This is a genomic window from Lysobacter sp. Soil_N_23 (assembly GCF_057656135.1).
In genome coordinates this window covers 1-11485 of record NZ_JBDGKY010000039.1, presented here as the reverse complement: position 1 = coordinate 11485, position 11485 = coordinate 1, and the positions used below count along the sequence as shown (strand labels likewise).

Sequence of the window (11485 nt, the reverse complement as noted above, 5' to 3'; positions counted from 1 at the left end):
CGGGCCGGGGATTGCTCCGCCCCTTCGTCGGACATCCTGTCCGAAGGCGGGGCGCGGGACATCCATGTCCCGCTGCTGCGCAATCCCCGGCCCGGCGGACGCCGCTCTGCCATGTCGCTTCACGGTCTTCGACAGCACCTGCAAACCGTCATCACCGCGAAGGCGGGGACGACGCCGTTCCGCAGACGAATGCCCAATGCACCGTCCCGAACGCAGTGCTGGAAGAACCAAACGAAACGGGGAGCGCCGGTCACCCGGCCCTCCCCGTTCGATACCGCAATGGCGGCTGGCGGGCTTAGACGTTCATGCCCTGCAGCGCCGGGTGCACCAGCTTGCCACCCTCGACGTTGATGCCGCGCACCAGCGCCTGGTTCTGACGCCAGGCGTCGCCCGAGGCCAGCTTGTTGACCCACGGCAGGATCGCCGCGCAGATCGCCTGCGAGCTGGTCTGCGGCACGGCGCCGGGCATGTTGGTCACGCAGAAGTGGGTCACGCCCTCTTCGACGTAGGTCGGCTCCTTCCAGGTGGTCGGACGCGAGGTCTCGAAGCAGCCGCCCTGGTCGATCGAGATGTCGACGACCACGCTGCCGTCCTGCATGCCCTTGAGCATCTCGCGGGTCAGCACGTGCGGAGCGCGTGCGCCGGTGACCAGCACCGCGCCGACGACCAGATCGGCCGAGGCCACTTCGCGCGCGACAACGTCGGCGTACGGGTACAGGGTGGTGACGTTGTTGCCCAGGCGCATCATCTGGTCCATGCGGTCCTGGCGCATTTCGAACACGACCACGTTCGAGCCGCCGGCCGCTGCCAGGGCCGCCGAGGCGCTGCCGGCCTGGCCGGCGCCGAACACGACGACCTTGCCACGCTCGGTCGACGGCAGGCCGCCCAGGAGCTTGCCCTTGCCGCCTTCGGGCTGGTGCAGCAGGTGGGTGCCGACCTGGACAGCGATCTTGCCGGCGATGACCGACATCGGCGCCAGCAGCGGCAGGTCGCCGTTGGGCAGCTCGACGGTCTCGAAGGCGATACCGGTCAGGCCGATGTCGAGCAGGTGCCTGGTCAACTCCGGCTCTGCAGCCAGGTGCAGGTAGCAGAACAGCAGATGATCCTTGCGCAGGTGCTTGAGGTCGCCGGCGATCGGCTCCTTCACCTTCACGATCAGCTGGCCCTTCTCGTAGAGGTCGGCTGCATCGGCGGCGATCTTCACGCCCAGCTGGGTGTACTGCTCGTCGGTGAAGCCAGACTTGATGCCGGCATCCTTCTCGAGCCAGACCTCATGGCCGCGCTTGACCAGGTCGCCGGCAGCTGCCGGAACGAGCGCAACGCGCCCTTCGAGGGTCTTGGTTTCCTTGGGAACGCCGATCCGCATGTCTCTACCTTCTTCGAATGTTGATGCAAGTGTTGAACCCCCCACGCGGGCATGCGCGGGCGATTGCGAGGGGAATGACGCAAAAAAGCGCCGCATGTGCGGCGCGTACCGCTATTGTCCTTCACAAGCCAGACAGGGCTCACGGCGCAGTGCAACATTGCATCCATGCAGCTCGCCTTGTTTTGCCGGGGTGCCGCCTCCAAGCTATGGCTTCGACGACCCGACACACGCCGGCGTATGGCTGCAACCTCGCCAACGCCTCTTCATCCATTAGCCCGCGATTATACCAATGACCCCATCGAAGCACTCCCACGTCATCATCCTCGGCTCCGGCCCGGCCGGCTGGACCGCGGCCGTCTACGCCGCGCGCGCCAATCTCAAGCCGCTGGTGATCACCGGCCTGCAGATGGGCGGCCAGCTGATGACCACGACCGAAGTCGACAACTGGCCCGGCGATGCGCACGGGCTGATGGGGCCGGACCTGATGGCGCGCATGCAGGCGCATGCCGAGCGCTTCGACACCGAGACGGTGTTCGACCACATCCATACCGCCGACCTGTCCTCGCGGCCGTTCAGGCTCGTCGGCGACAGCGGCGAATACACCTGCGACGCCCTGATCATCGCCACCGGCGCCACGGCCAAGTACCTGGGCCTGCCGTCGGAGGAGCTGTTCAAGGGCCGCGGCGTGTCCGCCTGCGCCACCTGCGACGGCTTCTTCTACAAGGAGCAGGACGTGGCGGTGATCGGCGGCGGCAACACCGCGGTCGAAGAAGCGCTGTACCTGTCCAACATCGCCCGCAAGGTCTACCTGGTGCACCGCCGCGACACGCTGCGTGCGGAGAAGATCATGCAGGACAAGCTGTTCGCGAAAATCCAGTCCGGCAAGATCGAACCGATCTGGCACCACGAGGTCGACGAAGTGCTCGGCAACGATGCCGGAGTGACCGGCCTGCGCGTGAAGTCGGTGCAGGATGGATCGACCCGCGAGGTGTTGATCCACGGTCTGTTCGTCGCCATCGGCCATACCCCGAACACCTCGTTGTTCGAAGGCCAGCTGGCGATGAAGAACGGCTACATCACCATCCGCACCGGCCTGGAAGGCAACGCCACGCAGACCTCGGTGCCGGGCGTGTTCGCCGCCGGTGACGTCGCCGACCAGGTCTATCGCCAGGCCATCACCTCCGCAGGCTTCGGCTGCATGGCCGCGCTGGACGCGGAGAAGTTCCTCGACAAGGAAGGTTGATGCTGGAGGACGGGGAGGTGGTGGTTCATGCAATGGACACCGCCCCCGTCCCTGCGCCTTTCGTAGGAGCGAGCTTGCTCGCGATCGCCACCTTTCCGCAGGCAGATGGCTGGTCGCGAGCAAGTTCGCTCCTACAGATGTGGGCGGCAGCCGGTTGAGATGACTGCACCGCGCATCATCACCTCGCTGTCGGACATCCCCGCCTCGCAGTGGGATGCCCTGCACGATGGCAGCAACCCTTTTGTCGCCCATGCCTTCCTCAGCGGGCTCGAACAGCATGGCTGCCTGCGCACGCAATGGGGCTGGACGCCGCAGCACCTGACCCTGTGGGAGGGCGCGGACCTCGTTGCCGCCGCTCCGGCCTACCTGAAGGAGAACTCGCACGGCGAGTTCGTCTTCGATCACGCATGGGCACACGCCTATGCGCAGCATGGGCTGGAGTACTTCCCCAAGTGGCTGTGCGCGGTGCCCTACTCGCCCGTCACCGGACCGCGCCTGCTCGCCCGCGAATTCGACCGTCAATCCGAACTCGCCCGCACGCTGGCGGACCTGTGTGCGGGCAATGCGCTGTCGTCGGTGCACGTCAACTTCCATCGCGATGACGAGGATCCGGTGTTCGACCGCGACTGGCTGTCGCGGATCGACGTGCAGTACCACTGGCGCAACGACCGCGACTGGCGCGACTTCGACGACTACCTGGCCGCGTTCGACCACAAGCACCGCAAGAACATCCGCCAGGAGCGGGCCAAGGTCGCCCGTGCCGGAGTGACGTTCCGCGTAGTTGAAGGCCGCGATGCCAGCGACGACGACCTGGCGGCGATGCACGGCTTCTACCTGCAGACGTTCGCCGAGTACGGCAACCGCCCCGCGCTGACGCTCGGCTTCCTGCGCCACCTGACGCGTGCGATGCCGGATTCGCTGGTGATGTTCCTGGCGATCCGCGATGACCGCCCGGTCGCCGGCGCGCTTTGCCTGCGCGGCGGCGACACCCTGTACGGCCGCTATTGGGGCGCCAGCGAGACAGCGCCGGGCCTGCACTTCGAGACCTGCTACTACCAGGGCATCGACTATTGCCTCGCGAACGGCCTGACTCGTTTCGAGCCCGGCGCACAGGGCGAGCACAAACTCGCACGCGGCTTCCTGCCTACGATCGTGCGCAGCCGGCACTGGGTGGCGGACGAGCAGTTCCGCGCGGCATTGCGGGACTGGTGCACGCAGGAGTCGGCCGCGGTACGCAGATACGCGGCGACACTGGTCGGACACTCGCCTTTCAAGGACTAGAACACCCCGCGCTGCGCTCGGCACGACAATGGCTTGCCGCCGATGCATCATCGCCACCATGACCGCTTTGCCCGCCCTGCTACCAGACGATCCCGAGGCGCCCTTCCCGCCCGTGGAGCAGGCTCTGCGCCAGCCCGATGGCCTGCTCGCGGTCGGCGGTGACCTTTCGCCGCTGCGCCTGCTCAACGCCTACCGGCACGGCATCTTCCCCTGGTACTCGCAAGGCCAGCCGATCCTGTGGTGGAGCCCGGATCCGCGCACGGTCTTCGCAACCGACGGCGTGAGGCTGTCCTCGAAGTTCCGCCGCGGTCTGCGCCGCAGCGACTGGACGGTCCGCGCCGACACCGCCTTCGAAGAAGTCGTCGAACTCTGCGCGCGCATCCGCCGACCCGGCCAGCGCGGCACCTGGATCACCCGCGAAATGCAGGTCGCCTATCGCCGCCTGCACGCGCTCGGGCACGCGCATTCGTTCGAAGTCTTCGCCGGCGAGCACCTGGTCGGCGGCATTTACGGCGTGGCGGTGGGCCGGATGTTCTACGGCGAGAGCATGTTCAGCGCGCAGTCCGGAGGCTCCAAGGTCGCCCTCGCCGCGCTGGCCCGCCATCTGCACGACTGGGGCTGGCCGCTGATCGACGCCCAGGTCGAGAACCCGCACCTGCTGAGCCTGGGTGCCCAATCCTGGCCGCGCCAAACCTTCGTCGCGCGGGTGGCCGAGATGGCGGCACTGGAGGGCCTCCCCGGCCGCTGGAGCGCCCGCGTAGGCGACTGGCCCGCGTGCCGACTGGCCGATCTGCTGCCCGATTAACCGTTTTTTTGCAACGGCGGCGCGCGCATGGCAAAATACGGGGCTTCGTTCCGTCCCTCATCCTGAGGCACGGGCGCTCCACGCATTTCAGGAACCACATGGCAAAAGACGACGTGATCGAATTCGAGGGCACGGTGGCGGAAACCCTTCCGAACACCATGTTCCGGGTGCGCCTCGAAAACGGGCACGAGATCATTGCCCACATCTCCGGCCGCATGCGCAAGAACTACATCCGCATCCTGACCGGCGACAAGGTGAAGGTCGAAATGACCCCGTACGACCTGACCAAGGGTCGTATCACTTATCGCATGAAGTAATACTTCATAAAGCAGGCGGTAAGCCATTGAATTAAAAAAGGCGGCCATGGGCCGCCTTTTTTGTTGCGAAAGCAAAGTCACTGGGTTCCCGCCTACGCGGGAATGACGGTCAACGAGCAACGTCCATGGGTTCCCGCCTTCGCGGGAACGACGGCTTTCATACGAAGACCGGGCAATGAATCGCTGGAGCGTCGTCCGCCGACCCGGGGATTGCGCAGCAGTGGGCCATGGATGGCCCACGCCCCGCATTCGGACAGGATGTCCGACTAAGGGGCGGAGCAATCCCCGGGTCGGCGGACGACGCCTCTCCGAAGACAAGGCCCCAAGGCCCCGAGACCTACACCGTCGCCGGCAACAGCTTCTCCGGCTCGGCCTGCGCCTCGACCACCAGCTCGTCGTCCTTGACGTCGATGCTGACGCGGCCGCCGTTGACCAGCTTGCCGAACAGCAGCTCGTCCGCCAGCGGGCGCTTGATCTTGTCCTGGATCACCCGCGCCATCGGGCGCGCACCCATCAGCGGATCGAACCCATGCTGGGCCAGCCAGTCGCGCGCGGTCGGTGTCGCCGACAGCGTCACCTCCTTGTCGTGCAACTGCGCCTCCAGCTCGATCAGGAACTTGTCGACCACGCGCAGGATGTGCTCGAAGCCCAGCGCCTGGAACTGCACCACCGCATCGAGGCGGTTGCGGAACTCCGGCGTGAAGCTGCGGCGGATCACCTCCATCGCATCGGTCGAATGATCCTGCTGGGTAAAGCCAATCGTGCGCCGCGCCGCCTGCGCCGCGCCGGCATTGGTGGTCATCACCAGGATCACGTTCTTGAAGTTGGCCTCGCGACCGTTGGTGTCGGTCAGCACGCCGCGGTCCATCACCTGCAACAGGATGTTGAAGATGTCCGGATGCGCCTTCTCGACCTCGTCCAGCAGCAGCACGCAGTGCGGCGTCTTGACGATCTTCTCGGTCAGCAGACCGCCCTGGTCGAAACCGACGTAACCCGGGGGCGCACCGATCAGGCGGCTGACCGAATGCGGTTCCATGTACTCGGACATGTCGAAGCGGACCAGCTCGATGCCCAGCTGCAGCGCCAGCTGCTTGGTCACCTCGGTCTTGCCGACACCGGTGGGACCGGCGAAGAGGAAGTTGCCGATCGGCTTGTCCGGATTGGACAGGCCCGAGCGTGCCAGCTTGATGGCCGAGGTCAGCGTGTCGATCGCCGGATCCTGGCCGAAGATCACCATCTTCAGGTTGCGCTCGAGGTTGCGCAGCACGTCCTTGTCGGAGGCGCTGACCTGCTTGGTCGGGATCCGCGCCATTTTGGCGACGATCGTCTCGATCTCCTCGACGTCGATCAGGCTCTTGCGGATGTCCAGCGCCAGCAACCGCTGCCGCGCGCCGGCCTCGTCGATCACGTCGATGGCCTTGTCCGGCAGCAGGCGGTCGCCGATGTGCTTGACCGACAGGTCCACCGCCGCCTGCAGCGCGTCGTCGGCGTAGGTCACGCCGTGGTGCGCCTCGTACTTGGGCTTGAGGCCCTGCAGGATCTCGTAGGCCTCGCCCACCGTCGGCTCGACGATGTCGATCTTCTGGAAGCGTCGCGCCAGGGCCCGGTCCTTCTCGAAGATGCCGCGGTATTCCTGGAACGTGGTCGAGCCGATGCAGCGCAGGTCGCCCGACGCCAGCGCCGGCTTGATCAGGTTGCTGGCGTCCATGGTGCCGCCGCTGGCACTGCCGGCGCCGATGATGGTGTGGATCTCGTCGATGAAGAGCACGGCCTCGGGCAGCTTCTTGAGCTGCGTCAGCACCGCCTTCAGGCGCTTCTCGAAATCGCCGCGGTACTTGGTGCCGGCCACCAGCGCGCCCAGGTCGAGGGCGTAGATGGTGGCGTCGGCGAGCACGTCCGGCACGTCGCCGTCGACGATGCGCTTGGCCAGGCCCTCGGCGATCGCGGTCTTGCCTACGCCGGCCTCGCCCACGTACAGCGGGTTGTTCTTGCGGCGGCGGCACAGCACCTGGATGGTGCGCTCGACTTCGTCGGCACGGCCGACCAGCGGGTCGATCTTGCCTTCGCGGGCGAGCTGGTTGAGGTTGACCGCGAACTCGGCCAGGGCGTCACCCTTGCCTTCGCCCTCGCCTTCACCCGAGGGCGACTCGCCCTCTTCCTGCGAACGCGAGGATTCCTCGCCGCCCTGCTTGGCGATGCCGTGGGAGATGTAATTGACGACGTCGAGGCGGGCGACGTCCTGCTGGTTGAGGAAGTAGACCGCGTGCGAATCCTTCTCGCCGAAAATAGCCACCAGCACATTGGCGCCGGTGACCTCCTTCTTGCCCGAGGACTGGACGTGGTAGACCGCACGCTGGAGCACCCGCTGGAAACCCAGGGTCGGCTGCGTGTCGCGGTCGACGTCTTCGGGCAGCACCGACACCGAGGTGGCGATGGCCTGTTCCAGGTCGGTGCGCAGGCGCGGGAAGTCGACCCCGCACGCCTTCAGTACGGCCTCGGCGGACGGGTTGTCGAGCAGCGCCAGCAGCAGGTGTTCGACCGTCATGTACTCGTGGCGCGCCTCGCGGGCGCGCTTGTAGCACTGGCCGATGCTGTATTCGAGATCCTTGCTGAACATGGGGCGAGAGCCTCCGGAAACTACTGCCGTCCTAGATGGGGGTGGGACCGGCGAATTCCATGCCGCCTGAAAGGCCCGCCGCAAGTCCCTTCCCTGACCTCAATGTCTTGGACCGGCCGCGGCCGCGACTGGTTCCACCCTTCTTACTGGTCGAGACGTGCTAAGCAGAACTTTTAGGCCTTTTCCATCGTGCACAGCAAGGGGTGTTGGTTGAGCCTTGAAAATTCGTTCACCTGCGCCACCTTGGATTCTGCGACCTCGCGGGTGAAAACCCCGCACACACCGCGGCCGCGGGTATGCACGTGCAGCATGATCTGGGTGGCTTTTTCGGCGTTCATGGCGAAAAAGCGCATCAGCACCTCGACCACGAAGTCCATCGGGGTGTAGTCGTCGTTCAGCAGCAGGACGGAATACAGGGGCGGACGGGCCACCTCCGGCTTGCCGGTTTCCACCATCACGCCATGGTGTTGTTCGTGTTCGGTCTGTTTGGCCATGGCGGAATTATAGGGCCCGGGCCGCTGCCGGTCGTGGACGCCCATGCCCGGGCGCCGGCACAATGCTGCAGATTCCCCGCTTTCAATAGCCCAGGAGCCAAACCCGATGCGTCTGCTTGCTGCGATGCTGATCGCATTGTCATCGTTGCCGGCCCTGGCCGCCGACACCGGTGTGCCTGCTGGTGAAACGCAGCATCCTGTCTCCGACGCGCTCATCGCCCGTCAGCTGGACGGCCTGGAGTACCGCTACGAGGTGGACGAGGACGGCGACTACAAGTTGACCTTCGAAGTCGACGACAAGCGCAGCCAGCTGGCCTACGTGCTCTCGACGACGGAGACCTTCGGCAACCTCGAGGTTCGCGAGATCTGGTCGCCGGCGTATCGCGCCTCGGCGGCGCAGTTCCCGGTCGACGTCGCCAATCGCCTGCTGGAGGACAGCCAGTCGAGCAAGCTCGGCGGGTGGGTCAAGCAGGGCGACATGGCGGTGTTCGTGGTCAAGATCGCCGCCGACGCCGCGGCCGCTGAGCTGGACGATGCGCTCGACTTCGTGCTGCGCTCGGCCGACCAGATGGAAGCGGCCCTGACCCAGGGCAAGGACGAATTCTGAAATGAGTTACCGCGAAGGCCGGTTCTGGCAACCCGACGTGACCGTGGCCACGGTGGTGGTCGACGGCGGCCGGCTGCTCGTGGTGGAGGAGTCGGTCGGCGGCCGACTGGTGCTCAACCAGCCGGCCGGGCACCTGGAGCCGGACGAAAGCCTGCACGAAGCCGCGCTGCGGGAAACGCTGGAGGAAACCGGCTGGGACGTCCGCCTCACCGCCTTCGTCGGCGCTTACCAATGGAAGGCCCCGGTCAACGGCGACGGCAGCGGCGGGCGCCATTACCTGCGCTTCGCCTTCGCCGCCGAACCGGTCAGGCACGATCCTGCACGACCGCTGGACGACGGCATCGTCCGCGCGGTCTGGATGACACCCAGCGAGCTGCAGGTCGCCCGGGAGCGCCACCGCAGCCCGCTGGTGTGGCGAGCGGCGGCAGACTTCCTGGCGGGGCACAGGTACCCGCTGGAGCTGGCCCAGCACCTGGCATGAGCAAGGCCGTGATCGCGCTGATATGAGCACGCTGACATGAGCACGCCGACATGAGTGCGGCACAGGCAAGAACCATCGTCGGCATGTCCGGGGGGGTCGATTCCTCGGTGGCCGCGCTGCACCTGCGCGATGCGGGCGAACCGATCGCCGGCTTGTTCATGCAGAACTGGGCCGATGACGGCAGTGGCGACTGCCGCGCCGAGGACGACCGCCGCGATGCGGTCGCGGTCAGCGGCCGGCTCGGCATCCAGATCCACTTCCGCGATTTCTCCGGCGAGTACTGGGCCGGCGTGTTCGAGCACTTCCTGGCCGAGTACGCCGCCGGTCGCACGCCCAACCCCGACGTGCTGTGCAACCGCGAGATCAAGTTCAAGCATTTCCTCGACGCCGCCCGCGACCTGGGCGCGCAGTACATCGCCACCGGCCACTACGCCCGGGTCGAGGCATCCGCCGGCCGCCACCTGCTGCTGCGCGCGGTGGACCGCAGCAAGGACCAGAGCTATTTCCTGCACCAGCTCGGCCAGGCGCAGCTGGCGGCGACCCGTTTCCCGCTGGGCGAACTGATCAAGCGCGACGTGCGGCAAATGGCACTCGACGCCGGCCTGCCCACTGCGGCCAAGAAGGACTCGACCGGCATCTGTTTCATCGGCGAGCGCGATTTCCGCGAGTTCCTCGGCCGCTACCTGCCGGCACGCGAAGGCGAGATGCGTACTCCCGGGGGCCAGGTGATCGGCCGCCATTCCGGCGTGTTCTATTTCACCCTCGGCCAGCGCGAAGGTCTCAACATCGGTGGCGTGCGCGGCTTCGAGGCGGCGCCATGGTACGTGGTCGGCAAGGATGTCGCCGGCAACGTCCTCTACGTCGACCAGGGCGCCGACAGCCCCTGGCTGCAGTCGCACACGCTGTGGTCGGAACCGGCGCACTGGATCGCCGGCGCGGCGCCGTCGGCGCGCTTCACGTGCACCGCGCAGACCCGCTATCGCCAGAAGGATGAGGCCTGCGAAGTGAGCGTGCGCGACGACGGCACACTGGAAGTCCGCTTCGCGCGCCCCCAACGTGCGGTAACGCCGGGACAGTCGCTGGTCCTCTATGACGGCGACGTCTGCCTGGGTGGCGCGGTCATTGCCACCACCGATGCACCGCTGGAAGAACGATTGAAGGCCCAAGCTGCATGAATCAAAGCAATTCCATGTCCACCCGTGTGCTGGCGCTGGCCGGTCTGGTGCAGGCGCTGGCGCAGGTGCGGCGCGTTGCCGACACCGGCCAAGCCAATGCCGCCATCCTCGGCACCGCGATGGATTCGGTCTTCCGGATCGATTCGCCCTCGCCCGCTGCGATCTATGGAGGCATCGAGGCGGTGCGACCGGGGCTGGCCCTGCTGCGCGACTATTTCAGCAACCAGCAGCGCGACGAGCAGTTGCCGCGCCTGGTGCTGGCGGTGCTGCAGCTGGAGCGCCGCTTTGTCCGCGACGACGACATGGCCCAGCGCGTGCAGGCCGGAATCCGTGCGCAGGCGGGCAACGCCGAGCGCAGTGGCAGCAGCCATCCGGACGTGATGAATGCCCTGGGCAGCCTGTACGCGGAAACCCTGAGCCACCTGCGTCCGCGCGTGCTGGTGCAGGGCAACCCGCACTATCTTGGGCAGGCCACTGTGGTGGCCGAGGTGCGCGCGATCCTGCTCGCCGCCGTGCGCTCGGCGGTGCTGTGGCGCCAGTGCGGCGGCAGCCTGTGGGACTTCCTGCTGCGCCGGCGCGAGTTGCTGTCGGCGGTCAACGACCACCTGGGCTAAGTACCTTGTAGGAGCGAGCTTGCTCGCGACCAGGCGTCTGATACGCCAGTCGCGAGCAAGCTCGCTCCTACACGAGGCGGCGCGGTTCAGGCCAGCGGCAGGAGCGCCCCGCCGCTCTGCCCCCAGGCCCAGCACACGGCCGCGATCAATGCCAGCGCAAGCATCCAGCGCAGCGCCTGTTCGACGCGATCGGTCCCCTTGTGCGTCTTCATGTTGTCCCCCTGACTGCGCGCGATGAAACGACAGTGCGCGACGCAAGTCCTTGACTGTTGTCACGCACTGGATGCGCAGGGTCGGCCAGGTTCGAGGTTAGCGATGAACGGCACAGTCCTTGGGGCTGTTGGCGGCGATTGGCGGCTGTTCGTGCTTTCGGGCTTGCGTCTGCGGAGCGGCGTCGTCCGCCGGGCGGGGCGTGGGCCATCCATGGCCCACTGCTGCGCAATCCCCGGCCCGGCGGACGACGCTTCGGCATTTCGTTGCATGGT

The 11485-nt window shown here is 66.6% G+C and carries 12 protein-coding genes; 8 read left to right on the top strand and 4 right to left on the bottom strand.

All coding sequences use genetic code 11. The features are described 5' to 3' along the window. Positions 1–295: 295 nt before the first annotated feature. The gene (gene ald / locus AC3A3X_RS17635; protein WP_487584283.1) at positions 296–1366 is read right to left on the bottom strand and encodes an alanine dehydrogenase; all 1071 of its coding nucleotides are present in this window, start codon (positions 1364–1366) and stop codon (positions 296–298) included. Between the two features lie 289 nt (positions 1367–1655). Here ald and trxB point away from each other — a divergent pair, with 289 nt between their 5' ends. The 4 genes from trxB (at position 1656) to infA (ending at position 5012) form a co-directional block, all read left to right on the top strand. Next, on the top strand, positions 1656–2609 hold the full coding sequence (gene trxB / locus AC3A3X_RS17630; RefSeq protein WP_487584282.1) for a thioredoxin-disulfide reductase: 954 nt from the start codon (positions 1656–1658) through the stop codon (positions 2607–2609). A 159-nt stretch (positions 2610–2768) separates the two neighbouring features. Next, positions 2769–3890 carry a GNAT family N-acetyltransferase gene (locus tag AC3A3X_RS17625; protein WP_487584281.1) on the top strand — a complete coding sequence of 374 codons (1122 nt, stop codon included), beginning with the start codon at positions 2769–2771 and terminating at the stop codon, positions 3888–3890. A gap of 58 nt (positions 3891–3948) precedes the next feature. Continuing rightward, entirely contained in the window at positions 3949–4695 is a 747-nt protein-coding gene (aat, locus tag AC3A3X_RS17620; protein ID WP_487584280.1) for a leucyl/phenylalanyl-tRNA--protein transferase, read from the top strand. A gap of 98 nt (positions 4696–4793) precedes the next feature. Then, entirely contained in the window at positions 4794–5012 is a 219-nt protein-coding gene (gene infA, locus AC3A3X_RS17615) for a translation initiation factor IF-1 (protein ID WP_031372296.1), read from the top strand. 337 nt (positions 5013–5349) lie between these two features. Here the strand turns inward: infA and clpA are convergent, their stop codons facing one another. Then, a complete protein-coding gene (gene clpA, locus AC3A3X_RS17610) occupies positions 5350–7629 on the bottom strand; it encodes an ATP-dependent Clp protease ATP-binding subunit ClpA (protein WP_487584279.1) in 2280 nt (759 codons plus the stop codon). A gap of 173 nt (positions 7630–7802) precedes the next feature. Then, positions 7803–8123, bottom strand: coding sequence for an ATP-dependent Clp protease adapter ClpS (gene clpS, locus AC3A3X_RS17605; RefSeq protein WP_487584278.1), 321 nt, complete (start codon positions 8121–8123; stop codon positions 7803–7805). Between the two features lie 106 nt (positions 8124–8229). On the opposite strand from clpS, the gene AC3A3X_RS17600 reads away from it, so the two are divergent. The 4 genes from AC3A3X_RS17600 to hflD are packed head-to-tail and all read left to right on the top strand — an operon-like array spanning position 8230 to position 11000. Then, positions 8230–8730, top strand: coding sequence for a hypothetical protein (locus AC3A3X_RS17600; RefSeq protein ID WP_487584277.1), 501 nt, complete (start codon positions 8230–8232; stop codon positions 8728–8730). 1 nt (position 8731) lies between these two features. Further along, a complete protein-coding gene (locus tag AC3A3X_RS17595) occupies positions 8732–9211 on the top strand; it encodes an NUDIX hydrolase (RefSeq protein ID WP_487584276.1) in 480 nt (159 codons plus the stop codon). Positions 9212–9261: 50 nt separating this feature from the next. After that, complete coding sequence (gene mnmA / locus AC3A3X_RS17590) at positions 9262–10386, top strand: tRNA 2-thiouridine(34) synthase MnmA (RefSeq protein ID WP_487584275.1); 1125 nt, start codon at positions 9262–9264, stop codon at positions 10384–10386. Positions 10387–10400: 14 nt separating this feature from the next. Further along, positions 10401–11000 carry a high frequency lysogenization protein HflD gene (gene hflD, locus AC3A3X_RS17585; protein WP_487584274.1) on the top strand — a complete coding sequence of 200 codons (600 nt, stop codon included), beginning with the start codon at positions 10401–10403 and terminating at the stop codon, positions 10998–11000. A gap of 86 nt (positions 11001–11086) precedes the next feature. On the opposite strand, the gene AC3A3X_RS17580 is transcribed toward hflD, so the two are convergent. After that, entirely contained in the window at positions 11087–11212 is a 126-nt protein-coding gene (locus tag AC3A3X_RS17580; RefSeq protein ID WP_487584273.1) for a hypothetical protein, read from the bottom strand. Positions 11213–11485: the final 273 nt, after the last annotated feature.

Coding starts and splice junctions, on each gene's coding strand:
- trxB (WP_487584282.1), top strand. CDS start 1,656: ATGACCCCATCGAAGCACTCCCACGTCATCATCCTCGGCTCCGGCCCG.
- AC3A3X_RS17600 (WP_487584277.1), top strand. CDS start 8,230: ATGCGTCTGCTTGCTGCGATGCTGATCGCATTGTCATCGTTGCCGGCC.
- hflD (WP_487584274.1), top strand. CDS start 10,401: ATGTCCACCCGTGTGCTGGCGCTGGCCGGTCTGGTGCAGGCGCTGGCG.
- mnmA (WP_487584275.1), top strand. CDS start 9,262: ATGAGTGCGGCACAGGCAAGAACCATCGTCGGCATGTCCGGGGGGGTC.
- AC3A3X_RS17625 (WP_487584281.1), top strand. CDS start 2,769: ATGACTGCACCGCGCATCATCACCTCGCTGTCGGACATCCCCGCCTCG.
- aat (WP_487584280.1), top strand. CDS start 3,949: ATGACCGCTTTGCCCGCCCTGCTACCAGACGATCCCGAGGCGCCCTTC.
- AC3A3X_RS17595 (WP_487584276.1), top strand. CDS start 8,732: ATGAGTTACCGCGAAGGCCGGTTCTGGCAACCCGACGTGACCGTGGCC.
- AC3A3X_RS17580 (WP_487584273.1), bottom strand. CDS start 11,212: ATGAAGACGCACAAGGGGACCGATCGCGTCGAACAGGCGCTGCGCTGG.
- clpA (WP_487584279.1), bottom strand. CDS start 7,629: ATGTTCAGCAAGGATCTCGAATACAGCATCGGCCAGTGCTACAAGCGC.
- ald (WP_487584283.1), bottom strand. CDS start 1,366: ATGCGGATCGGCGTTCCCAAGGAAACCAAGACCCTCGAAGGGCGCGTT.
- clpS (WP_487584278.1), bottom strand. CDS start 8,123: ATGGCCAAACAGACCGAACACGAACAACACCATGGCGTGATGGTGGAA.
- infA (WP_031372296.1), top strand. CDS start 4,794: ATGGCAAAAGACGACGTGATCGAATTCGAGGGCACGGTGGCGGAAACC.